This is a genomic window from Pantoea sp. EA-12 (assembly GCF_030053355.1).
Classification (GTDB): domain Bacteria; phylum Pseudomonadota; class Gammaproteobacteria; order Enterobacterales; family Enterobacteriaceae; genus Pantoea; species Pantoea vagans_C.
In genome coordinates this window covers 71,019-94,270 of the sequence record NZ_JASGBY010000003.1, presented here as the reverse complement: position 1 = coordinate 94,270, position 23,252 = coordinate 71,019, and the positions used below count along the sequence as shown (strand labels likewise).

Here is a 23,252-nt window from a genome sequence, read left to right as displayed (position 1 = left end):
TTGTTGTAAGCATTCAGAGTTGCCGCGGTTGGCAGTTTATTAACAATTCTGTAAACTCTTGCGGTGAAATGTCCCGGTGGATAAAGGGCATGCGGAGCCTGGGACGGGCTCGCTTTTGACCGCCGGCAATCTAATAAGAGGTCATGATGAGTACAGAGATTAAAACTCAAGTCGTGGTACTTGGGGCAGGTCCTGCAGGTTACTCTGCAGCCTTCCGTTGCGCTGATTTAGGTCTGGAAACCGTAATCGTTGAGCGTTACAGCACCCTCGGTGGTGTTTGTCTGAACGTGGGCTGTATCCCGTCAAAAGCGCTGCTGCACGTTGCGAAAGTGATTGAAGAAGCGAAAGCGCTGGAAGAGCACGGTATCGTGTTTGGCCAGCCGCAAACTGACATTAACAAAATTCGTTCCTGGAAAGAGAAGGTTATCACTCAACTGACTGGCGGTCTGGCCGGTATGGCCAAAGGCCGTAAAGTGAAAGTGGTTACCGGTCTGGGTAAATTCACCGGTGCGAATACGCTGGTGGTGGAAGGTGAAGGTGGCTCAACCACCATCAACTTCGACAACGCTATCATCGCGGCGGGCTCTCGCCCAATCGAACTGCCATTCATCCCACATAACGATCCACGCGTGTGGGATTCAACTGACGCGCTGGAGCTGAAAGAAGTACCTAAGCGTCTGCTGGTGATGGGGGGGGGGATTATCGGCCTGGAGATGGGCACCGTTTACCATGCGCTGGGTTCAGAGATCGACGTGGTTGAGATGTTCGACCAGGTTATCCCTGCTGCTGATAAAGACGTAGTGAAGGTGTTCACTAAGCGTATCAGCAAGAAATTCAACCTGATGCTGGAAACCAAAGTCACCGCTGTTGAAGCGAAAGATGATGGTATCTACGTATCAATGGAAGGTAAAAAAGCCCCTGCAGAAGCGCAGCGTTACGACGCCGTGCTGGTGGCCATTGGTCGTGTACCAAACGGTAAAGGCCTGGATGCGGGTAAAGCGGGCGTTGAAGTGGACGATCGCGGTTTCATCCGTGTCGACAAGCAGCTGCGCACTAACGTGCCCCACATCTTTGCAATCGGCGATATCGTCGGTCAGCCAATGCTGGCGCACAAAGGTGTGCACGAAGGCCACGTGGCGGCAGAAGTTATCTCTGGTCTGAAGCACTACTTCGACCCGAAAGTGATTCCTTCTATCGCGTACACCGAGCCAGAAGTTGCATGGGTAGGTTTGACCGAGAAAGAAGCCAAAGAGAAAGGCATCAGCTACGAAGTGTCCACCTTCCCGTGGGCAGCCTCTGGCCGTGCGATTGCTTCTGACTGTGCAGATGGCATGACCAAACTGATCTTCGACAAAGAGACTCACCGTGTGATCGGTGGTGCAATTGTCGGCACCAACGGCGGCGAGCTGTTGGGTGAGATCGGTTTGGCGATTGAAATGGGCTGTGATGCAGAAGACATTGCACTGACCATTCATGCCCACCCAACGCTGCATGAGTCTGTTGGCCTGGCGGCTGAAGTGTTTGAAGGTAGCATTACTGACCTGCCAAACCCTAAAGCGAAAAAGAAATAAGTTTTCGCGGTAAATAGAAAAACGGCTCCTTTGAGGAGCCGTTTTTTATTATTAAAAAATTTATTTTTAATTTAGATTTCATAGTCACTTACCTCTTGCATTAGCACGAGCGAGCGACTAACCTGACATTTCTGATGTGTAGGGTAGTCGGCTCGCTCGCAGGGTTAATTAACATTGACTCTGCGAGCAAACTCTCCACAACCTACCTCAATTCACTAAGCTTAAGGCAGATTGCCTCAAGCGCCCGCAGGCAGTCTACGCGATTTTATTTGTATTTCACGCATCCATTTTGTTTATTTTTAATTTATTGCTTCATTGTTAGTGGTTTCTGTTATTTGTTTTTTTAAATATTTATCTTAATATGCTTTCGTTATTTTTTATCCAGTCGATAAAATGCCTGAGTGGCGCTGAAATATATTTCCTGCTGGGGTAGTAAAGCCAGAATCCCTCTTCAACTTGCGTATATTCAGCGAGAATTTCAATTAACTCTCTACTCGCCAGCGCATTATTGACGGCATCCTGATGCAGAAAGGCAATGCCCAATCCAGCCCGTGCTGCCTGTAGAATGCGATCATTATTGTCCAGTACCAGCGAGCCTTTTACCGCGACTTCCTGTTTACGGCCGTCCTGCCAAAATTCCCAACGATAACGCCGCCCGCTGGGAAAGCGTCGCTCAATGCAGGGGAAGTGTAATAACTCGGCAGGGGATTGGGGGATGCCATGCTGAGCAAGGAAATCCGGGCTGGCGACGGCCAGCGCGCGCATGGGGTGGCCAAAGGGTACGGCGATCATGTCCTGCGCCAGCACGTCACCATAGCGTACACCGGCATCAAAGCCCGCTTCCACGATATCTACCAACGCATCATTGCTGTCGATCTCCAGCGTAATCTCGGGATAGCGTTGCACAAACGGCAGTATCAAAGACGGGAAGAACAGCGCTTCTGCTGATCGCGGCATACTGATACGCAGTATCCCGCCCGGTTCTTCACGCCAGTCATTCAACTCATCCACCGCCTGCGACAAATCGGCTAACGCGGGCTGAATGCGCAGCAAAAAGCGCTCGCCTGCTGTGGTCAGCGCGACTTTGCGCGTGGTGCGCGTGAGTAAGCGGACGCCCAGGCGCGCTTCAAAATGCCGCATGGCATGGCTCAAGCTGGAGGGCGTGACGTTGCGTTCCTCGGCGGCTTTGCGAAAACTGAGATGTTGCGCAATTGCGGCAAACATCTCCAGTTCCTGCAGGGTGGCTCGGTATTTATTCATTGCTGAGTTTTACTCACTAAATCAACGAAAATAGCGCAATTGTTGTGGTGATTGCTGAGGTTTATAACATTAACACCGAAAGCAAAGAGGATGGAACAATGCAACAGCGTCAATTGGGCAATCAGGGATTAACGGTTTCAGCACTGGGTTTGGGCTGCATGGGCATGAGTTTCGCCTATGGGCAAAATGATGAAAAACAGGCGCTGGATACACTGGCAAGGGCGTTTGAGCTGGGGGTGAATTTCCTCGATACCGCAGAAGTTTACGGTCCTTTCACTAATGAGACACTGCTGGCGAAAGCGATTAAGGGACGTCACGATATTAAAGTGGCGACCAAATTTGGTTTTCGCATTACTGAGCAGGGAGAGGGCTGGGAGCGCATTACCGGAGCAAACAGCGAACCGGCGCATATTCGCCGTGCAGTGGAAGGATCGTTACAGCGACTCGGAGTTGAAACCATTGAACTGCTGTACCAGCACCGTATTGATCCCGCCGTGCCGATTGAAGAGGTTGTCGGTGTGATGGCCGATCTGGTGCGGGAAGGCAAAGTGAAATATCTCGGATTGTCCGAAGTCTCCTCTGCCACGTTGCGTCGGGCACAGTCAGTGCATCCTATTTCGGCTTTGCAGAGTGAATATTCGCTGTGGACACGCGATCCTGAACAAGAGATTTTAGCCACCTGCCGTGAACTCAATATTGGATTTGTACCTTACAGTCCACTGGGTCGTGGCTTCCTCACCGGAAAATTCCCGGCCGCAGCCACGCTGGCAGAGGATGATTTTCGTCGCGGATTACCGCGTTTCCAGCAGGATGCACAGGCACATAACCAAAAGTTGGTGAACCAGTTATCAGAGATGGCTGCAGGTTATGACGCCACGGCGGCACAGTTGGCGCTGGCATGGGTACTGGCGAAAGGTGATGATATTGTGCCGATTCCAGGTGCCAGCAAAATTGCTAATCTGGAACAAAACTGTGCTGCGGCGTCATTGGTGTTGCAAGCAGCGGATATCACGGCGCTGGATGCGCTGTTTGATGCGAAAAATATTCAAGGCGAGCGCTACACCGCCAACGAATTCAGCATGGTCGATCGCTAATCCTTCTCTCCGCACTGATCAAATGCAGGCACCTGTTGCCTGCTTTTTTTATGTGATCCCGCTCAACAGGCAGATAAATCTGCTAATTAACGCGCGGATGTTGCTTTTTTGTAAACAGATTAACAATCAGCCGAAATGCTGCTATGCTGGCCGACGCGGAACCGGGCACCTCACCCTACTGTTTGACAGCTCAAGGGGTGCACCGGAAAGCTATACAATGAGAGCGAGGAGAACGTCGTGCTAGAAGAATACCGTAAGCACGTTGCCGAGCGTGCAGCCCAGGGAATCGTACCTAAGCCGTTAGATGCATCCCAAATGGCCGCGCTGGTTGAACTGCTGAAAAACCCGCCAGCGGGTGAAGAAGAATTCCTGACCGACTTATTGGTCAATCGTGTCCCGCCAGGTGTTGATGAAGCGGCGTATGTTAAAGCCGGTTTCCTGGCAGCTGTCACTAAGGGCGAAGCCCTCTCTCCTCTGGTAACTCGCGAAAAAGCAGTTGAACTGCTGGGTACCATGCAAGGCGGTTATAACATTCATGCGTTAATTGAAGCACTGGATGATGAAGCGCTGGCCCCAATTGCCGCAGAAGCCCTGTCCCATACGCTGCTGATGTTCGATAACTTCTACGACGTCGAAGAGAAAGCCAAAGCAGGTAACCCACACGCGAAAAAAATCATCCAGTCATGGGCTGATGCAGAGTGGTTCCTCAAGCGTCCTAAGTTGGCAGAAAAAATTACCACCACCGTGTTTAAAGTGACCGGCGAAACCAACACCGATGACCTCTCTCCGGCACCGGATGCATGGTCTCGCCCGGATATTCCACTGCACGCGCTGGCGATGTTGAAAAACGCCCGTGAAGGTATCGAACCCGACGATGCTGGTAACATTGGCCCGATCAAACAGATCGAAGCATTGCAGAAAAAAGGCTTCCCGCTGACGTACGTCGGTGACGTGGTCGGCACCGGTTCTTCCCGTAAATCCGCCACCAACTCGGTGTTGTGGTTCATGGGCGATGACATTCCGTACGTGCCAAACAAAAAAGGCGGCGGCCTGTGTCTCGGCGGTAAAATTGCACCTATCTTCTTTAACACCATGGAAGATGCTGGCGCGCTGCCGATCGAAGTCGACGTTGATCGTCTGGAAATGGGCGATGTGATTGACGTTTACCCGTACAAAGGTGAAGTGCGCAATCATGAAACCAACGAACTGCTGGCGAGCTTCGAGCTGAAGACCGAAGTCCTGCTGGATGAAGTGCGTGCCGGTGGCCGTATTCCACTGATCATCGGTCGTGGCCTGACCACCAAAGCGCGAGAGTCGCTGGGTCTGCCGCACAGCGATGTGTTTGTAAAAGCCAAAGATGTGGCTGCCAGCACCCGTGGTTACTCGCTAGCGCAGAAAATGGTTGGTCGTGCGTGCGGCGTAGAAGGGATTCGTCCTGGCGCATACTGCGAGCCGAAAATGACCTCGGTGGGTTCTCAGGATACCACCGGTCCAATGACCCGTGATGAACTGAAAGACCTGGCGTGCCTGGGCTTCTCTTCTGATCTGGTGATGCAGTCATTCTGTCATACCGCCGCTTATCCGAAGCCGGTTGACGTGACCACTCACCACACGCTGCCTGACTTCATCATGAACCGTGGTGGTGTCTCACTGCGTCCGGGCGATGGCGTTATCCACAGCTGGCTGAACCGTATGCTGCTGCCAGATACCGTTGGTACCGGTGGTGACTCACATACCCGTTTCCCAATCGGTATCTCCTTCCCGGCGGGTTCAGGTCTGGTGGCGTTTGCTGCTGCTACCGGCGTGATGCCACTGGATATGCCTGAGTCCGTACTGGTGCGCTTTAAGGGTGAAATGCAACCGGGTATCACTCTGCGTGATCTGGTGCATGCAATCCCACTGTATGCGATTAAAGCGGGCTTGCTGACCGTTGAGAAGAAAGGGAAGAAAAACATCTTCTCTGGCCGCGTGCTGGAAATTGAAGGTCTGCCAAAACTCAAAGTTGAGCAGGCATTCGAACTAACCGATGCGTCTGCTGAGCGTTCTGCTGCAGGTTGTACCATCAAGCTGGATCAGGAGCCGATTATTGAGTATCTGAACTCAAACATCGTGCTGCTGAAGTGGATGATCTCTGAAGGATATGGCGATCGTCGTACGCTGGAGCGCCGCGTTGAAGGCATGCAGAAATGGCTGGCGGACCCGCAATTGCTGGAAGGCGATGCGGATGCGGAATACGCTGCGGTGATCGAGATCGATCTGGCAGAAATCAAAGAGCCAATTCTGTGTGCGCCGAACGACCCAGATGATGCGCGCTGGTTGTCTGATGTGCAGGGTGAGAAGATCGATGAAGTGTTTATCGGTTCTTGCATGACCAACATCGGTCACTTCCGTGCAGCAGGTAAACTGCTGGATGCGCACAAAGGTCAGTTGCCAACTCGCCTGTGGGTTGCGCCGCCAACTAAGATGGATGCCGCACAGCTGACTGAAGAGGGCTACTACAGCGTCTTTGGTAAAAGTGGTGCGCGTATCGAAATCCCCGGTTGTTCACTGTGCATGGGTAACCAGGCGCGCGTGAAAGACGGTGCAACGGTGGTTTCCACCTCAACCCGTAACTTCCCGAACCGTTTGGGTACCGGCGCGAACGTCTTCCTGGCGTCAGCAGAACTGGCGGCAGTGGCTTCACTGCTCGGCAAACTGCCAACCCCAGACGAGTACCAGCAGTTCATGGTGCAGGTTGATAAGACGGCGGCTGATACCTACCGCTACCTCAACTTTGACCAACTCGGTCAGTACACTGAGAAAGCGGATGGTGTGATCTTCCAGACCGCAGTTTAATCGGCGGTAGGAATGAGAAAAAGGGGCGATGTGAATCGTCCCTTTTTTTATGCGCTTTTTTCCTGAGTCGTCTCCTGGCATAATGCGACCGCGATCCCACTAAATTGCGTGCTTAGCGCACAAAATGCACGATATCGGTGCTATCAGTCAGCATGAGGCCAACATGGAGTATGAATTTCTGCGTGATTTGACGGGTCAGGTCAAAGTCCGTATGTCGATGGACCACGAAGCGGTGGGGCACTGGTTCAACGAAGAAGTGAAAGATAATTTGGCCCTGTTGGATGAGGTCGAGGTCGCGGCTCGCGAGGTGAAGGGCACCATCAACCAGTGGCAGCGTGTCGGACACGAGTACACGATCTGGCTGGATGAGGAAGAGGTGATGATCCGCGCCAACCAGCTGGCGCTGGAAGATGACGGTATCGAAGAAGGGATGACCTATTACGACGAAGAGAGCCTGTCATTTTGCGGAGTGGAAGATTTCCTCGCGGTGATCGCGGCATATCGGCAATTTATGGCGGGCAAATAAATGGTTAGGTCGCCATAAATGGCAACCCTACGTCGATTTTGTAGGGGCGTCATTTATGGCGACCTGGTTGATGGGTTTACACCGTGGCAATCGGCGTGGCGGGCGATCCTACCGCGCCAGGTAAACGCAGCGGCGGTGCAGTGAGCAGAAACGCATGGCGCTGATGCTGTGCCAGCCAGTCTGCCAGCGGGCTTAGCAACATCAGCTCGCCGAGATATACGCCCAAACGGAACAGGCATAAATCATGCAATGGATGAGACGGATAAAAATCATCGTTCATCGGGCGCGCCGGTAAAATTTCTACCGCCGGGTTATCGGCAATCAATGCCACCACACCACTCTCCACCACCCAATTGCGCAGTTGTTCATCGCTGCCATCAAGTCCGGCAAAATGGCTGTTGAGGAAGGTCATATCTGGCTCACCCTGCATGGCCAAAATCGCTTCATCCATGCCGGTGCGGAAACAGACCATATCGCCAGGACGGACGTCAATCGCATCCGCTTGCAGAATCTGTTGCAGATGCTGATAACCAAAGGCAAACCGTTCAGTACCGAAATGGCGCTTGATATCAATCATCACCGCGCGGCCCTGCATGCCGTGCTGCGCCACATTCTCAATGCCGAGTTTCCTGGCCCCTAAATGACTGCCGTGATCGCAGCCGCAGCCGCCGCGATAATCGGTTTCACCGACGATATCCACATTTGCCTTATAGCCGTTGTAGAACACCATCTCCGGTTCGCCGTTGCCGTTAACGTCAAACCACTGTCCCATGTGCGCCAGACTGTCCCACTGGGTCGAGTATTGCAGCGCCAGGGTCACGGTATCATCGCAGATCACATCAGTGAGCAACGGATTATCACGCGATAGCGGATAGGTCATGTTGGCGTGCTCGCCGCGTCGCGTGGCATTGAGTTGCGGTGGTGGGCGACGTGGATTCATCGCCGTCCCACCCGGTAAATCAAGCGGTAAACTCAGGCAGAAAGTCTGTCCGATTTTGACTTCCTTCACCCCTTCCAGCACCTTCTGCGCAGTCAGCAGATTCAGCCGACCCAGCTGATCGTCCGGGCCAAAATCGCCCCAGGTCGAGTGTGCCGGGCGTTGCTTCCAGCGAGGATTCATACTTCTCTCCTTAAATTTCCATCCAGTGCGGCAGCGGTGTCCATGCCCATCGGCTGCACACGCGGTAACCAGAAGGCATAAATCAATGCACCGACCACACCAATCACACCGGCAATCTCCAGCGGGATGACAAAGGAGTGGGTGTACTGCATGATCACGCCGATCATCACTGGCGAAATAATGCCAGCCAGATTGGCGGCCATGTTCTGAATACCGCCAATGGTTGCCACGTTAGCGCGGTTCGGCGCGACATCAGAAGGCAGCGCCCACAAGGCTGCGGAGGCAAAGGTGGCGGCGAAGTTCGCAAAACAGAGTGCCGCCAGCGCTAATCCCACCGTCGGTGAAAACGCCGCCAGGCCGATGGTGGCACTGCCCAGCATGCCGCCCACCAGCGGGATCTTGCGGGCCACGCTGAGGGAATAACCGCGACGCACCAGGGAATCAGATAGCAACCCGCCGCACCAGCCGCCGACAATCGCCGCCAGTCCTGGCAGCATGCCCAGTAAGCCAAACTTCATCAGTGACAGATGGAAGGTTTCCACTAAATAGGTGGGGAACCAGGTGAAGAAGAAGTAAGAAACAAAGTTGATGCAGAAGAAGCCTGCCATCATCGCCTGCACGGCGCGCTGGCCCAGCAGCTGCCGCACGCTCATCGGTTCTCCGGTTTGGGGATCCTGATTCGCCTCAATAAATTCGACTTCTTCACGTGAAACGGTTTTATGATCGCGCGGATCGCGATACCACAGATACCAGGCCAGCGCCCAAACCACCGCCACCACGCCCGAAATGACAAACGTCATGCGCCAGCCGACCAGGGCAATCATGAAGGAGATAATTGGAATCGCCAGCGTGCCGCCGATTTTACTGCCGTTGTTAAAGGTGGCAGCGGCGAAACTGCGCTCCTGGCGCGGGAACCAGCGCGTCACCGTTGAGGAGCTGGCGGGGTAGCTGGGGGCTTCCACTGCGCCCAGCACAAACCGGAAACCCACCAGCGCCGCAATCGAACTGGCAAGGCCACAGGCTGCCGTGGCCAAGCCCCAGCCAAGGCTGCTGACTGCAAAAGTGATGCGGGGACCCAGCTTATCGACTAACCAGCCGCCGGGCAGTTGGAACAGCACATAGCTCCAGAAAAACGCCGAGAGTAACAAGCCGCTGTCAGTGGGCGAGAAGTGCAACTCCTGACTCATAAACGGCATGGCGACACTCATGGCGGCGCGATCGATATAGTTAATGGCGATGCCGACGGACAGCACCGTGAGAATGACGAAACGAAATTTCCCTTTCGCTTTACTTGCCTGAATTGCAGCAGGTGATCCATTGGAATTCAGCGACATGTCGCCTCCAATTGTTTTTTATTTTCTGTAGGGGAAACGCCGCATCAGGACGATGCGGCAGGTTTGGCACTTACGCGCCGCTCACAACGGAATGTGAATGATGCACCTGCTCCTCATCCACGATAGGTTCAACTTTGCCCATCAGGAACAGGTAGTTAAGAATACCAATCACCACCAGCACGGCAGAGAACACCAGTGCCCAGGTAAAGTGGCCGGTTGCGCCAACGATAGCGCCGGTAATAATTGGGCCGACTGCGCCGCCCATGTTTGAGACGGTATTCTGCAGGCCCGCGACAATCGACACGCTGTTTTGTGGTGCCACATCACCTGGAAGAGCCCAGACCTGAGAGGCCGCTACCGTGGTGCCGGATTTGGCGATACACAGCAGCAGCACGGTCATAAACACGGAATCCGTGAACGGCGCAAAACCGATACACAGTGCCATCAGCAGACCGATGGTCAGGAACAGCTTACGGGTGGCGGTCAGTGACAGGACTTTATTGTGCACCATGCGATCGGATGCCCAACCTGCCAGCACTTCAATCACCATGCCGCAAATCAGTGGCAGTGCAGCGACCATCCCCATTTTGAGGAAATCCATGCCTTTATCTTTCACCAGGTAAGTTGGCAGCCAGGTGATAAAGAAGTAAGAGGTGTAGTTAATGGTGAAGAAGCCAATGCACATCGCCCAGATATTGCGGTAGCGCAGCAGCTTATACCACTTCATCGGTTTCACGCTTTTATCGCCGTGTTTCTGCGCCTGGCCATCACGAATGAATCGCACTTCATCCTGGCTGATCGATTTATGATCTTCCGGGTTCTCGGAATAGATGAAGTACCAGGCGATCACCCAGAACACACCGAGTGAACCAATCACCAGGAAGGTGATGCGCCAGTCGAACATGGCGATCATAAACACGATCAACGGCATGGCAACGGCACCACCAAACTTCGATGCGCTGTCGAACAGGCCTGAAACCGTGGCACGTTCGCGGTCCGGGAACCAGCGCGCGGTGATACCGGCGTTGCTCGGGTAAGCCGCGGCTTCACCGACGCCCAACGCTAAACGCAGCGCCAGCAGGGATTTAAAGCCGGTCGCCAAGCCCATCGCCATGGTGGCAATCGACCACCACGCAACAGCAATACCCAAACCTTTTTTCTGCCCAAAGCGATCGGCGAACCAGCCTGCCGGGATCTGCAAGAGTGCATAGGACCAGAAAAATGCCGCCATAATAAAACCCATCATCTCTGGGTTAATATCGAGTTCTTTAATCAGGTGCGGTGCGGCCGCAGAGAGTACAGTTCGGTCAATATAATTAATGGCGATTGCCAGCCACATCAGGCCTGCAATCCACCAGCGAATGCGAGTAGAGCGAGAGGTGTTATTCATATTATTTTCACCTTCCCGGCGTCCTTCGTGCTGTAGCAGCGTTGGCTGCATTCATCCACCCCAGTCACTTACTGGAGATGATTTAATTCGCCGTCCTGCTACAGCACCAATGACTTGGGATATAAAATGGATTAAATAGGATTTTGAAAAAGTTAATCCAGCCCGTTCATGATATTTATTGGGCGTTCGCCCTGTTTAATGCACTGCACTATTTGCATCACGCAGCGTTCACCAATAGCGCTGATGGCACCGTCGGTATATCCCGCGATATGCGAGGTAGGGATAAAGTTGCTCAGCGTAAACAGCGGGTGTTCCGCCAGCGGCTCCTGTTCGAATACATCGGCAGCCGCGCCGGCAATCACGTTATCCAGCAACGCCTGATAGAGATCCTGCTCATTAACGATGCCACCGCGTGACGCGTTGATCAGGAAAGCGCTTTTCTTCATGCGCTTGATGCGCGCAGCATCAAACAGGTTTTGGGTTTTATCGGTGAGCGGCTTATGCAGCGTGATAAAATCACTGCTTTCAGTCAGTTGGTCGAGACTGACAAATTCGATACCGTGTTCTGCGGCGAATTTCTCATCCGGATAAAAATCAAAAGCGATAACGCGCATGTTGAAACCTTTGGCGCGCAACGCCACCTGCTTGCCAATATTGCCAAGGCCGATAATGCCTAACGTCTTGCCATACACGTCGGTGGCAAAGATGCGTGGCCAGTTGCCCGCGCGGGTTTCAATGGCCGCCTGAGTAATCTGGCGCGCGCTGTTGAGGATCAGCGCAAAGGCAAAGTCAGCCACCGCATGTTTATTGGCATCCGGCACGTTGGTGACATAAATGCCGCGCGCGCGGGTGGCATCCAGATTGATGTTGTCAACGCCAACGCCGTGCTTACACACGATCTTCAGTTGTGGCGCTTTCTCCAGCAGTGCTTCGTTGACGTCAGTGAACGCAACGATCATCGCCACGGTATCGGGCAGATGCGGTTCCAGCGCGCTGAGCGGTGCATCAGCGGGCAGGGTAATCAGCTCAAAACCGTGCTGCTGCAGGGTGTCGATGGGTGCAGCGTCGTATTTGGCGAATGAAGGTGAGGTACAGATGACTTTCATGATTCTTCCCGGTGTTAATACCCGTCATACTTCAAGCTGCAGGTGCGTTGGCTGCGTGAGCTAACCCCAGTCACTTACTTCAGTAAGCTCCTGGGGATTAACTCACTTGCCTCGTGATTCGGCTAAAGCCTCACCCTACGGGCCAGCGCTAGCGCTGTTCAAATAAGCCTGCGGCATATTTGTCCTGCAGCTCGAATTATTTAGGGTATTTAGGTGGTAAAAAGGCAAAAAGACTGCCCAAAATCATTACTGCAAATACTGATTCACGATCTGGCGGATCTTCTGCTCTTCTTCGGCAGAGAAGCTCACCGCATAGCGGCTGTTACCCACATCAGAGCCCAGCAGCGAAACCGCACGCTTCACGGTGGCCGGTGGAAAACCAACGCTGTAGAGATCGGTACGCAGACCGGTGATGTTCTCTTGCGCCTGGCGTGAACCTTCAATATCGCCCGCGTGGAAACGTGCCCAGATGGCGTTGATCTCTTTCGGTGCCACGTTGGCCAGGCCAGAAATACAGGCGGTGCAGCCTTCGACAAAGCCGCGATGGATCAACGAGTCTGGACCCGTCAGCACGTTAAAGTTCTCCATGCCTTCCGCTGCTTGCAGGAAACCGCTCAGGCTTTCGTAGCTGCCTGCGCTGTCTTTAATACCGATGATGTTCGGGTGCGCGGCCAGCGTACGCACGGTTTCCGGCTGCAGGGTGTTGCCGGTACGCGCAGGGATGTTGTACAGATAAAGCGGCACATCAATCGCATCCGCTACTGCACGGTAGTGAGCGATCAACTCTTCCTGCTTCAGTGGCACGAAATAGGGTGTGATCACTGAAACGGCATCGACGCCCAGTTTGGCAATTTGCTTGCCCAGACGGATGGTCTCACGGGTGGAGATCTCACCAATGTGCGCCACAACCGGTGCCGCGCCGTTCACTTCATCGACGCAGGTTTCCGTCACCGCCAGTTTCTCCTGCTCGTTCAGCACGAAGAATTCACCGTTGGTGCCGCCGCAAAAAATACCGTTGCCTGCGCTCAGTTGGCGTTGTACCTGCACGCGTTGCGCGGCTGGGTTGAATGCACCTTCGCTATCAAAGGTGGTGACAATGGCGGTTAATACGCCCTGAATTTTCTTGCTCATGATTCCCTCATTAATCCTTAGTGATTCAAAGCCGGAAACAGCGTCAGGTAGACGTTTCTCACGTCATCGGCGCTGACTTTCATCGGCACATTCTTCATCAGACGCTGCACGTCGAGCGCGGCTTCAACCAGATACGGCAGGTGATCTGGACCAATGCCCAGTTCTTCCAGACTGGCCGGTAATTTGAGACGCTTCACCAGCGCGGCGAAATACTCCACCAGCGCGTGAGATTTGGCTTCTTCATCCAGTGTGGCATCGGCATCTGGCAGTAAATCGTAGGCTTGCGCGAATTTGCTCACCGCAGCAGGGCGGACGAAGCGCATGCAAGGGGCCAGCAGGATGGCATTCGCCACGCCATGTGGCAGGTGATATTTGCCGCCCAGCGGATAAGACATCGCATGAACCAGATGCGTCCCGGCATGAGCAATGGACGCGCCGCCATAATAGGAGGCCCACAGCATATTTAGGCGCGCCTCAAGGTTGCCCGGCTCGGCAATGGTGGTCTCAAGACTGGCGAACAGCTTTTTCATGCCGATCAGCGCATAGTTGTCACTCACCGGGTTGGATACGGTGGCGGTAAAGCACTCGATCAGGTGGCACAACGCATCGATACCGGTTGAAGAGGCGATGTGTGGCGGCATGCTGGTGGTCAGTTCGGGGACCAGTGCGACATAATCCGGCAGCATCACCGGGGTGATAATGCCTACTTTTGTCTCTTTCTCAGGGATCGCCAGGATCGCATTAGGTGTGGCTTCCGACCCCGTACCCGCGGTGGTCGGGATCAACAGGGATGTGGTACGAGTTTGTGGTTTTTCACCGGCCAGCAGCGCATCCAGCGTGGGGGCGCCGTCAACGCACAGGATCGACAACAGTTTTGCGACATCCAGCACGCTGCCGCCGCCAACACCGATCACCAGGTCCACATCTGTAGAGGGCAACGCAGCAACAATGGCAGCAACATCATGCTGGCTCGGTTCTGGTGGGACGCTGTTTACAATGCTTAAACTGCTGATCTGCTGCTTCAGCTGCGCGATCAGCGTCTGAACCGCTGGAATGCCTTCAATATTCTTATCGGTTACCAGAAGCGCTTTTTCTTTACCTTGCAGCAAATAGCTAAGGTCATTAAGCGCCTGAAAGCCACTGATCACGGTGCTGTTGATATTCATTTCATACCCTTATTACGGTTTTTTCGTACTGAATGATTAACTTTGCTCAATCAGTGCAGGTTCTGTCACTACAGTGCCTAAATTTATAGGGCAAATTGATTTCAAATAATTTGATCTTGCTCACATATAATCAATCATGATTGAATATAATCAATCTCAACACGGCGAGCTGCCGGCAGAGGAAAGAGAATGACTTCACAGCCATGGAAAACGCCAGTCTTAGTGATCGCCGATGATTTTACCGGGGCTAATGATGCCGGTAGCGGATTGGCGCGAGCAGGCGCAAAAGTGCATGTGCTGTTTGATAGCAGCACGCCACATGATGCCAACAATGCGGATGTACTGGTGATCAGCACCGATAGCCGAGCGGTGAGCGCTGCAGATGCTGCGCATCGTACAACGCTCGCCGTACAGCAGCATCAGGCGATTGCCCAGGATGGTTGGCTGTTTAAAAAGATCGACTCCACACTGCGCGGCAATCCAGGCGCTGAAATTGAAGCGGCATTAACAGCCAGCGGAAAAACTCTGGCGCTGGTGGTGCCTGCGGTACCTAAGTTGGGACGCACCACCCGTGAGGGAGAGGTGTGGATCAATCAGCAGCGCCTGACCGATACCGAATTTGCCAGCGACCCTAAAACGCCCGTCACCAGCAGCCATGTGCTGACCCGGCTACAAATGCAGAGTGAAATGGCGGGCGAAACGCTCGATCTGGCCACCGTACGCAGTGGTCAACTGGCACAGATTCTCGCCACTAAACAGGGACTGGTGGTGGTGGATGCCGAACAGGATGCGGACATCGCGTTACTGATGGCGGCAGCAGCGACCTTGCCCATCAGACCGCTACTGGCGGGCGCATCGGGACTGGGCGACGCGCTGGGAGAGTATCTGGCTGCACGTCCGGCAAGGCCGGTGTTAGCGGTGGTGGGGTCGATGAGTGCGATTGCCCAGCAGCAGATTGCCCGTCTCGCTACTCAGCGCGCGATCCGCATTATCGACATCGATATCCGCCAGCTGTTTGCGCAGCCTGCATGGCCGCAAGCTAACGAGTGGCAACAGGCCATGCAACAAGCAATAAGTGCCGGTGCGCACTGTGTAGTACGCACCACACAGCATGCCGATCAGCGTCACGATATTGAACAGCTCTGCCAGCAGCATCAGGTTTCACGCCAGGAATTAGGTGAACGCATTTGCCAGTTCCTGGCGCAGTTGACCAGCAAGGTATGCCGACATGGGTTGCCTGCCGGTTTGTATCTTTCTGGCGGCGACGTTGCCATTGCCGTAGCACAGGCGCTGGGCGCCAGCGGTTTCCAGATTCAGGGCCTGGTGGCCGGCTGCGTGCCGCACGGGGTTCTGCTAAATAGCGAATTACACCTGCCGGTGATGACCAAAGCGGGTGGCTTTGGCGACGAAAACACCCTGGTAGAAGCCATCCGTTTCATTGAGGAGAAGTCGAGTGAATAAAATTATTGCGGTGACCATGGGCGATCCGGCGGGCATCAGCCCGGAGATCATCATTAAAGCGTTAGCAGAAGGTGAGCTGGCGGGCATTCCCGCGGTGGTCATCGGCTGCGCCAGCACGCTGCGTCGGGTGATGGGATTGAACATTACGCCGCAGGCTGAACTGCGCGTGCTGGATCAGGTGAAAGATGCGCATTTTGCACCCGGCATTATTAACGTGATTGACGAACCTCTGGCAAATCCTGAAGCCCTTAAGCCAGGTGTCGTGCAGAAAGAAGCGGGCGATTTGGCCTGGCGCTGTGTGAAGCGTGCCACCGAACTGGCGCTGGCGGGTGACGTCCATGCGATTGCCACAGCACCGCTGAATAAAGAAGCGCTGCACTCAGCAGGGCATATTTATCCGGGGCACACTGAGCTGTTGGCGCAACTCACTAACACTAAAAATTATGCCATGGTGCTTTATACCGATCACCTCAAGGTGATTCACGTGACCACCCACATTGCGCTGCGTAAGTTCCTCGACACCCTGAACGGCGAACGTATTCAGACGGTAATTGGTATGGCGGATAGTTTCCTGCGCCGCGTCGGCTTTGACAATCCTCGTATTGCCGTGGCCGGTGTGAACCCGCATGCGGGTGAGAACGGTCTGTTTGGTGATGAAGAGATCACCACTGTGGCGCCAGCGATCAAAGTGATGAAAGAGAAGGGGATTGATGTCTATGGCCCTTGTCCGCCGGATACCGTGTTCCTGCAGTGTCAGCAGGGGCAGTACGATATGGTGGTGGCGATGTATCACGATCAAGGTCATATCCCACTGAAACTATTAGGCTTTTATGACGGCGTGAACATCACTGCGGGACTGCCGTTTATCCGTACTTCGGCGGACCATGGCACGGCGTTTGATATCGCCTGGACAGGTAAAGCGAACTCTGCGAGCATGGCGATCTCCATTAAACTCGCGATGCAGCTAGCATAGGGAAATATGAAGGGACAAAGCCGTCTCGACCAGATTATGGACTATTTGAAAAGTCATAATCTGGTCACTGTAGAACAGCTGGTGAGTGCGATTTCTGCCTCGCCTGCAACGATCCGCCGCGATCTGATCAAGCTCGACAAGGAAGGCGTCATTAGCCGTAGTCATGGCGGTGTGACGCTTAATCGCTTCATTCCTGCTCAGCCCACCACGCTGGAGAAGATGCAGCGTAATCTGGCCGAGAAGCAAGCCATCGCGCAGTTTGCCGCCAGCTATGTGAAGACGGGCGATTCTGTGGTGCTGGATGCGGGCACCACCATGCTGGAGCTGGCGCGTCAATTGACCCATCTGCAGTTGCGCGTCATCACCGCAGACCTGCATATCGCGTTATTCCTGTCTGAATTCAAGCAGATTGAAACCACCATTATTGGTGGCCGTATTGATGATTCCAGCCAGTCTTGCATTGGGGAGCACGGTCGCCGTCTGCTACGCAGCATTAATCCGGATATTGCTTTTGTCAGCTGTAACTCGTGGAGTATCGAACGCGGTATTACCACGCCAACGGAAGATAAAGCCGGGCTGAAGATGGATCTGCTGGCCAATGCACGTCGCCGGATTTTGCTGGCGGATAGCAGTAAGTATGGCTCCTGGTCGCTGTATTGCGCCGCGCCGATTGATAGCCTGACCGATGTGGTGACCGATGCCCGCCTGGATGAAGTGGTGTGCCGCGACCTGCGCGAGCGCGGGATAGGGCTGCAACTGACTGCCTGACTATTTCCCTCACCCTAACCCTCTCCCGCAAGCGGGCGAGGGGACCGCCCGCAGAACATGCCAAATTTCACACGTTTTACTCCCTCTCCCATTGGGAGAGAGGCGGGGTGAGGGTATTAGCACGCACCGAATTACAACAGCTTCAACCCCGTCGCCGGAATATTGCGGCCGTAATAAATCTCACGCATCTCTTTCCACAGCAGATTGGTAATCCGCTTGTGTTCCTGTGGACTCAGCTCTTCAGGCTTGGTGTTGAACAGATAATATTTCAGGTCAAATTCCTTCAGCAACATCTTGGTGTGGAAGATATTTTCCTGATAAACGTTCACATCCACCATGTCGTACATTGCCTTCATATCTTCGGACATAAAGTTCTGAATCGAATTGATCTCATGGTCGATGAAGTGCTTAACGCCGTTCACATCGCGGGTAAAACCGCGTACGCGATAATCAATGGTGACGATGTCAGATTCTAGCTGGTGAATCAGGTAATTCAACGCTTTGAGCGGTGAAATCACGCCACAAGTGGAGACTTCGATATCGGCGCGGAAAGTACATAAACCCCCTTCAGGATGACTTTCCGGATAGGTGTGTACGCAGATATGGCTTTTATCTAAGTGTGCAACCACCGAATTAGGCAACGGACCTGGGATTTCAGATTGATCAATATCCTGCGGATTGATCGGCTCCTCACTCACCAAAATCGTGACGCTGGCTCCCTGAGGTTCATAATCCTGACGCGCAATATTTAACACGTTGGCGCCAATAATCGAACAGGTCTCCGTCAGGATTTCCGTGAGGCGGTTGGCATTGTATTGCTCATCAATATACGCGATGTAACCATCACGCTCGGCTTCGCTGTTGGCGTAGCAAATATCGTAAATACAAAAACTCAGGCTTTTCGTCAGATTATTGAAGCCGTGTAGTTTTAGCTTTTGCAATTTCGTCACTCCTCACACGACAAAGCATTCAGCAGATACTGCGGCAGGGCAAAACTGCCAACGTGAATCGCAGGATTGTAGTAACGACAACCGAGGCCCGCGTCTTCAAAGCGGGATTGCAGCGTGGCCGCATCCCACTGGCGCATGGTCTCGTTATCCGTTGCCCAGGCAAAGGTCATGATGCCGCCGTAATAAGTGGGAATGGCCGCTTGGTAAAAACTGACGTCTGAGAAGTAGTGGCTGAGTTTACGATGGCTGTTAATGGCTTCTTCTTGTTGCAGGAAGCAGACCCCATTTTGCGCGACGAAGATGCCGCCTGGATTCAAGGCATTTTTACAGCCCGCATAGAACTCGGAGGTGAACAGACTCTCACCTGGCCCGATAGGATCGGTGCAGTCAGAGATAATGACGTCGAACTTCTCTTCGGTCTGATTAACGAAATTGACGCCATCATCAATCACCAGGTTCAATCGCGTATCGTCAAAAGCCCCTGCGCTGTGATTCGGCAGGTACTCTTTGCAGAAACTCACAACGCCCACATCGATTTCCACCATGGTGATCTGTTCAACCGATGAGTGGCGTGAGACTTCACGCAGCATGGCACCGTCGCCACCGCCAATAATCAGCACGCGTTTTGCCTTGCCGTGCGCCAGAATCGGCACGTGGGTCATCATTTCGTGGTAGATGAACTCGTCGCGTTCGGTGGTTTGCACCACGCCATCCAGCGCCATCACTCGCCCAAAGGCGGCATTTTCAAAGATCACCAGATCCTGATGCGCGGTCTTATCGCGATAAAGCAGTTTATCTACCGTGAAATACTGTCCAAATCCGGCATGAAGCGTCTCATACCACATTTCATTTTGGGCCATGATGGGGCTCTCCTCTAATGTCATCGCCATGAAAATGGAACAAAAAAGGATAGCGAATTATGACCGTGGTTGCACGGTCAAATCTTCAGCAGGAGAGCGGTGTAGCGGGCTATTTGACGTAAGCGAGCAGACTCAGCGAATCACGCGCCAGCGACTTACATTTCTTGTCGTTGGTGATGGCGATACCGCTCAAATCTTTATAGCTCTCTTCGCCGAGGGATTTCATATTGTAGTTACTGTAGTTGCTCAGATCCCAACGGTTCTGCTGGGCGAAAAACACCAGTGCTTTACGAATCTGCGCATCCGGTAAATCCTGATAACCGCAATCATTCTTCAGGTAGACAAACACCGCGGTGAGGTCAGCCAGATCTTCTGCTTCGGATTCGCTCAGCGCAAAACTGGTGGAGGAGAAGCCAAGGAGTCCCGCCAGCAGCAGGATCTTGATGCTTTTCGTCATAATCATTCTCAACAAGGGACAATTTATTGACGTTAGCACAGTTATTGCAGGGATTCCGCTAAATTTGCCGAAATGGGCCATTCCCACGGTTTTTATCAGTGCATTCTGTTTCAGGGCTTGACCCTCCCACAGGGGAAAGGTTTACGCTGTGCCCTTATTCACGACAAGGATAAGAATATGCAACGTCGTCATTTTCTAAAGTTGACCGCTGCTCTTAGCGCTGCGGGTGCCCTGCCGCTGTGGAGTCGCTCGCTAATGGCGGCTACGCGCCCGCTCTTACCGATTCCCTCTATTTTACAGCCTGATGCCCACGGGCAGTACACGCTCACGGCGATGAGCGGCACCAGCCAATGGAACGGCAAAGCGGTCCCCACCTGGGGCTACAACGGCAATCTGCTTGGGCCAGCACTGCGCTTGCAGCGTGAGAAAGCGGTGACCGTCAATATTCATAACCGCCTGGCTGAAGGCACCACGGTGCACTGGCATGGGCTGGAAATACCCGGCGACGTGGATGGTGGCCCGCAGGCGGTGATCGCGCCAGGTGCGTCACGACAAGTGACTTTCACCCCAGACCAGCCCGCCGCAACGTGCTGGTTCCACCCACATCAGCACGGTAAAACCGGCTATCAGGTGGCGCAAGGATTAGCGGGGTTGGTGCTGCTGGAGGATGAAGACTCTGGCAAATTGCGCCTGCCGATGCAGTGGGGCGAAGACGATGTCCCGTTGATTTTCCAGGATAAACAGCTGACCAAAGATGGCGCTCGCATCGATTATCAACTCGATATCATGCGTGCGGCGGTGGGCTGGTTTGGCGACATGATGCTGACCAACGGTGTGCAGTATCCGCAGCAGGCAGTGCCGCGCGGCTGGTTACGTCTTCGGTTGCTCAATGGATGTAATGCGCGATCGCTGGATATCGCCACCAGCGATCGCCGTGCAATGTATGTGATTGCCAGCGATGGTGGGCTACTGGCCGAGCCGGTGAAGGTTGACCACCTGCCGCTGCTGCCGGGTGAGCGCTTTGAAGTGATGATTGATACTTCCGATGGCAAAACCTTCGATATGGTGACGCTGCCGGTGACGCAGATGGGCATGACGCTGGCCCCGTTTGACCAGCCGTTACCGCTGGTGCAGATTTTACCGTTACGTGTGATGGCGAGCGGTTCCCTGCCGGATAAGCTGGTGGATCTGCCGCCATTACCTTCAGCCGAAGGGGTGCAAAACCGCTGGCTACAGCTGATGATGGACCCGCAGCTGGATCAACAAGGGATGCAGGCGTTGATGGATCGCTACGGCCATAAAGCCATGGGCGACATGAAGATGGATCATGGTACGAAAATGGACCATGGCACCATGGACATGGGTGACGGCGCGATGAAGATGGACCATGGCAGCATGGACATGAGTGGCGGCGCGATGAAGATGGACCACGGCAGCGCGAGCAAAACCGCCGAATACGATTTCCACAACGGCAATAAAATCAACGGTCAGGCATTCAACATGGCTAAGCCGATGTTTAATGCCGAACTGGGCAAACTGGAGAAGTGGACGATTTCCGGTGAAGGCGATGCGATGTTACATCCTTTCCATATTCATGGAGCGCAGTTCCGCATTCTGTCGGAAAACGGCAAACCGCCAGCAGCACATCGTGCCGGTTGGAAAGATATGGTCAGCGTCAACGGCTGGCGCAGCGAAGTGCTGGTGCAGTTTAATTATGTTGCCAATGCCGATAATGCCTATATGGCGCACTGCCATCTGCTGGAGCATGAAGATACCGGCATGATGCTCGGGTTTACGGTCAGTTAAGTAACACCGTTTCATCATTGCGCACGTCTCGGTCGTCATAAATGGCGACCCTGCGTAAAACGGTGTGATTTACCGTAGGGTGCGCATTGATGCGCACTGGAAAACATTACGCTGATTGAGCCGCCTCCAGCGCCAGCCGGATATCTTCGATAAGATCCTCGGCGTGCTCGATACCAATCGACAATCGTACCGTGGCATCCGTAATGCCAATGCGCTGCCGCACCTCCTGCGGCACGCCCGAGTGGGTGGTGCTGCCCGGATGGCTGGCGAGCGATTCAGTGCCGCCCAGACTCACCGCCAACTTAAACAGCCCCAACGCATTGAGAAAACGGAAGGCCGCCGGTTGTCCGCCGTTGATATCAAAGGAAAAGGTTGAACCCGCACCGCTGCACTGACGTTGATAAGTCTCGCCAGCTGGGCTGCTTTCGTCGAGATAAGGCAGCCAGTGCAGTTTCGCCACCTGTTCATGATCGCGCAAATAGGCTGCGACTTTTTCCGCATTGCTGGCGGCTTTTTCCATCCTCAACGACAGTGTTTCCAGCGAACGACCAATCATCCAGCTGGAATGGGGATCAAGCTGTGTGCCAATGGCACTGCGCAGCGATCGCACTTTACCTACCAAGGCTTTGTTGCCGAGCACTGCCCCCGCAATCAAATCTGAATGCCCGCCGACATACTTGGTCAGCGAGTAAAGCGATAAGTCTGCGCCGTGCTGCAGCGGGTGCTGGAACAGGGGACCAAGCAAAGTATTGTCACAGGCCAGAACAGGCCGCGATCCTTGCTGCTGCGTGATGACATCTGCCACCTGTTTCATCAGTTCAATGTCGACCAGACTGTTGGTGGGATTGGCGGGTGTTTCAATCAGAATCAGCGCCACCCGACCGCGCTGCCATGCCAGCTTTGCGGCCTCATACACTTTGTCTTCATCGGTGCCATCGCTGAAACCCACGGCTTTGATCTCAAGGTCATGCAGGGTTTTGCTTAATAGCGTTTCGGTGCCGCCGTACAGCGGCTGTGAATGCAAAATCACCTCTCCGGGGCGCGCGAAGGCCAGCAGCGTGGTGGCGATCGCTGACATGCCGGACGAGAACAGCGCGGCGCTCTCGGCACCTTCATAGATCGCCAGTCGATCTTCGACGATTTCACTGTTGGGATGGTTAAAGCGCGAATAGACCAGCCCGCCGCTTTTGCCTTCCGGCGGCTGTTTACGCCCGGCCACGTAATCAAAGAAATCCTGCCCCTCTTCGGCGCTGTTAAACACAAAGGTGGAGGTGAGAAACACCGGCGGTTTCACCGCGCCTTCGGACAGCCGCGGATCATAGCCGTAATTCAGCATTTGCGTTTCCGGATGCAGGTCGTGGGTGCCAATCTGCGTTTTTTTACTGGATGAAGCGGCCATAGGATCTCCAGAGGTCACCGGTGAGAGGGCGGGAAGTTTCCTGTA

The 23,252-nt window shown here is 53.9% G+C and carries 19 protein-coding genes; 8 read left to right on the top strand and 11 right to left on the bottom strand.

Annotation, left to right across the window (positions count from 1 at the left end):
- The first annotated feature begins 146 nt into the window (after nucleotides 1-146).
- Nucleotides 147-1,571 (top strand): dihydrolipoyl dehydrogenase, encoded by a 1,425-nt coding sequence (gene lpdA / locus QMZ30_RS05715; RefSeq protein ID WP_283226850.1) that lies wholly within the window; start codon nucleotides 147-149, stop codon nucleotides 1,569-1,571.
- A 351-nt stretch (nucleotides 1,572-1,922) separates the two neighbouring features.
- On the opposite strand, the gene QMZ30_RS05710 is transcribed toward lpdA, so the two are convergent.
- Nucleotides 1,923-2,831, bottom strand: coding sequence for a LysR family transcriptional regulator (locus tag QMZ30_RS05710; RefSeq protein ID WP_283226674.1), 909 nt, complete (start codon nucleotides 2,829-2,831; stop codon nucleotides 1,923-1,925).
- Between the two features lie 98 nt (nucleotides 2,832-2,929).
- Here QMZ30_RS05710 and QMZ30_RS05705 point away from each other — a divergent pair, with 98 nt between their 5' ends.
- The 3 genes from QMZ30_RS05705 (at nucleotide 2,930) to yacL (ending at nucleotide 7,286) form a co-directional block, all read left to right on the top strand.
- Complete coding sequence (locus tag QMZ30_RS05705; RefSeq protein ID WP_283226673.1) at nucleotides 2,930-3,925, top strand: aldo/keto reductase; 996 nt, start codon at nucleotides 2,930-2,932, stop codon at nucleotides 3,923-3,925.
- 237 nt (nucleotides 3,926-4,162) lie between these two features.
- A complete protein-coding gene (acnB, locus tag QMZ30_RS05700) occupies nucleotides 4,163-6,760 on the top strand; it encodes a bifunctional aconitate hydratase 2/2-methylisocitrate dehydratase (RefSeq protein ID WP_283226672.1) in 2,598 nt (865 codons plus the stop codon).
- 163 nt (nucleotides 6,761-6,923) lie between these two features.
- The gene (gene yacL / locus QMZ30_RS05695; protein WP_039331304.1) at nucleotides 6,924-7,286 is read left to right on the top strand and encodes a protein YacL; all 363 of its coding nucleotides are present in this window, start codon (nucleotides 6,924-6,926) and stop codon (nucleotides 7,284-7,286) included.
- Between the two features lie 76 nt (nucleotides 7,287-7,362).
- Here yacL and QMZ30_RS05690 read toward each other — a convergent pair whose 3' ends face one another.
- From QMZ30_RS05690 to QMZ30_RS05665, 6 genes are all read right to left on the bottom strand, one after another.
- Nucleotides 7,363-8,406 (bottom strand): cyclase family protein, encoded by a 1,044-nt coding sequence (locus tag QMZ30_RS05690; RefSeq protein WP_283226671.1) that lies wholly within the window; start codon nucleotides 8,404-8,406, stop codon nucleotides 7,363-7,365.
- Complete coding sequence (locus QMZ30_RS05685) at nucleotides 8,403-9,740, bottom strand: MFS transporter (RefSeq protein ID WP_283226670.1); 1,338 nt, start codon at nucleotides 9,738-9,740, stop codon at nucleotides 8,403-8,405. The genes QMZ30_RS05690 and QMZ30_RS05685 overlap by 4 nt, the downstream gene beginning before the upstream one ends.
- Nucleotides 9,741-9,810: 70 nt before the next feature.
- Entirely contained in the window at nucleotides 9,811-11,130 is a 1,320-nt protein-coding gene (locus tag QMZ30_RS05680; RefSeq protein WP_039331345.1) for an MFS transporter, read from the bottom strand.
- Between the two features lie 152 nt (nucleotides 11,131-11,282).
- On the bottom strand, nucleotides 11,283-12,236 hold the full coding sequence (locus QMZ30_RS05675) for a phosphoglycerate dehydrogenase (protein WP_283226669.1): 954 nt from the start codon (nucleotides 12,234-12,236) through the stop codon (nucleotides 11,283-11,285).
- 246 nt (nucleotides 12,237-12,482) lie between these two features.
- Nucleotides 12,483-13,367 (bottom strand): dihydrodipicolinate synthase family protein, encoded by an 885-nt coding sequence (locus QMZ30_RS05670; protein ID WP_283226668.1) that lies wholly within the window; start codon nucleotides 13,365-13,367, stop codon nucleotides 12,483-12,485.
- A 17-nt stretch (nucleotides 13,368-13,384) separates the two neighbouring features.
- Nucleotides 13,385-14,533: an iron-containing alcohol dehydrogenase gene (locus tag QMZ30_RS05665; RefSeq protein WP_283226667.1), complete on the bottom strand. Its 1,149-nt coding sequence runs from the start codon at nucleotides 14,531-14,533 to the stop codon at nucleotides 13,385-13,387.
- A 189-nt stretch (nucleotides 14,534-14,722) separates the two neighbouring features.
- Here QMZ30_RS05665 and dtnK point away from each other — a divergent pair, with 189 nt between their 5' ends.
- The 3 genes from dtnK to QMZ30_RS05650 are packed head-to-tail and all read left to right on the top strand — an operon-like array spanning nucleotide 14,723 to nucleotide 17,735.
- Nucleotides 14,723-15,994: a D-threonate kinase gene (gene dtnK, locus QMZ30_RS05660; RefSeq protein WP_283226666.1), complete on the top strand. Its 1,272-nt coding sequence runs from the start codon at nucleotides 14,723-14,725 to the stop codon at nucleotides 15,992-15,994.
- Nucleotides 15,987-16,967, top strand: coding sequence for a D-threonate 4-phosphate dehydrogenase (locus QMZ30_RS05655; protein WP_039331292.1), 981 nt, complete (start codon nucleotides 15,987-15,989; stop codon nucleotides 16,965-16,967). Before dtnK ends, QMZ30_RS05655 begins: the two co-directional genes overlap by 8 nt.
- Before the next feature lie 6 nt (nucleotides 16,968-16,973).
- The gene (locus tag QMZ30_RS05650) at nucleotides 16,974-17,735 is read left to right on the top strand and encodes a DeoR/GlpR family DNA-binding transcription regulator (protein ID WP_039331290.1); all 762 of its coding nucleotides are present in this window, start codon (nucleotides 16,974-16,976) and stop codon (nucleotides 17,733-17,735) included.
- 131 nt (nucleotides 17,736-17,866) lie between these two features.
- On the opposite strand, the gene speD is transcribed toward QMZ30_RS05650, so the two are convergent.
- The 3 genes from speD to QMZ30_RS05635 form a co-directional block, all read right to left on the bottom strand.
- Complete coding sequence (speD, locus tag QMZ30_RS05645; RefSeq protein ID WP_039331288.1) at nucleotides 17,867-18,676, bottom strand: adenosylmethionine decarboxylase; 810 nt, start codon at nucleotides 18,674-18,676, stop codon at nucleotides 17,867-17,869.
- Between the two features lie 5 nt (nucleotides 18,677-18,681).
- On the bottom strand, nucleotides 18,682-19,545 hold the full coding sequence (gene speE, locus QMZ30_RS05640; protein WP_283226665.1) for a polyamine aminopropyltransferase: 864 nt from the start codon (nucleotides 19,543-19,545) through the stop codon (nucleotides 18,682-18,684).
- Nucleotides 19,546-19,654: 109 nt separating this feature from the next.
- Nucleotides 19,655-20,002: a YacC family pilotin-like protein gene (locus tag QMZ30_RS05635; protein ID WP_007888732.1), complete on the bottom strand. Its 348-nt coding sequence runs from the start codon at nucleotides 20,000-20,002 to the stop codon at nucleotides 19,655-19,657.
- Between the two features lie 177 nt (nucleotides 20,003-20,179).
- Between QMZ30_RS05635 and cueO the strand changes: the two genes are divergently transcribed.
- Nucleotides 20,180-21,808 (top strand): multicopper oxidase CueO, encoded by a 1,629-nt coding sequence (gene cueO / locus QMZ30_RS05630; RefSeq protein ID WP_283226664.1) that lies wholly within the window; start codon nucleotides 20,180-20,182, stop codon nucleotides 21,806-21,808.
- A 106-nt stretch (nucleotides 21,809-21,914) separates the two neighbouring features.
- Here the strand turns inward: cueO and QMZ30_RS05625 are convergent, their stop codons facing one another.
- A complete protein-coding gene (locus QMZ30_RS05625) occupies nucleotides 21,915-23,207 on the bottom strand; it encodes a cystathionine gamma-synthase family protein (RefSeq protein WP_283226663.1) in 1,293 nt (430 codons plus the stop codon).
- Nucleotides 23,208-23,252: the final 45 nt, after the last annotated feature.

Coding starts and splice junctions, on each gene's coding strand:
- QMZ30_RS05670 (WP_283226668.1), bottom strand. CDS start 13,367: ATGAGCAAGAAAATTCAGGGCGTATTAACCGCCATTGTCACCACCTTT.
- speE (WP_283226665.1), bottom strand. CDS start 19,545: ATGGCCCAAAATGAAATGTGGTATGAGACGCTTCATGCCGGATTTGGA.
- QMZ30_RS05685 (WP_283226670.1), bottom strand. CDS start 9,740: ATGTCGCTGAATTCCAATGGATCACCTGCTGCAATTCAGGCAAGTAAA.
- QMZ30_RS05625 (WP_283226663.1), bottom strand. CDS start 23,207: ATGGCCGCTTCATCCAGTAAAAAAACGCAGATTGGCACCCACGACCTG.
- QMZ30_RS05690 (WP_283226671.1), bottom strand. CDS start 8,406: ATGAATCCTCGCTGGAAGCAACGCCCGGCACACTCGACCTGGGGCGAT.
- QMZ30_RS05635 (WP_007888732.1), bottom strand. CDS start 20,002: ATGACGAAAAGCATCAAGATCCTGCTGCTGGCGGGACTCCTTGGCTTC.
- QMZ30_RS05705 (WP_283226673.1), top strand. CDS start 2,930: ATGCAACAGCGTCAATTGGGCAATCAGGGATTAACGGTTTCAGCACTG.
- QMZ30_RS05650 (WP_039331290.1), top strand. CDS start 16,974: ATGAAGGGACAAAGCCGTCTCGACCAGATTATGGACTATTTGAAAAGT.
- QMZ30_RS05665 (WP_283226667.1), bottom strand. CDS start 14,533: ATGAATATCAACAGCACCGTGATCAGTGGCTTTCAGGCGCTTAATGAC.
- lpdA (WP_283226850.1), top strand. CDS start 147: ATGAGTACAGAGATTAAAACTCAAGTCGTGGTACTTGGGGCAGGTCCT.
- QMZ30_RS05680 (WP_039331345.1), bottom strand. CDS start 11,130: ATGAATAACACCTCTCGCTCTACTCGCATTCGCTGGTGGATTGCAGGC.
- dtnK (WP_283226666.1), top strand. CDS start 14,723: ATGACTTCACAGCCATGGAAAACGCCAGTCTTAGTGATCGCCGATGAT.
- QMZ30_RS05710 (WP_283226674.1), bottom strand. CDS start 2,831: ATGAATAAATACCGAGCCACCCTGCAGGAACTGGAGATGTTTGCCGCA.
- cueO (WP_283226664.1), top strand. CDS start 20,180: ATGCAACGTCGTCATTTTCTAAAGTTGACCGCTGCTCTTAGCGCTGCG.
- yacL (WP_039331304.1), top strand. CDS start 6,924: ATGGAGTATGAATTTCTGCGTGATTTGACGGGTCAGGTCAAAGTCCGT.
- QMZ30_RS05675 (WP_283226669.1), bottom strand. CDS start 12,236: ATGAAAGTCATCTGTACCTCACCTTCATTCGCCAAATACGACGCTGCA.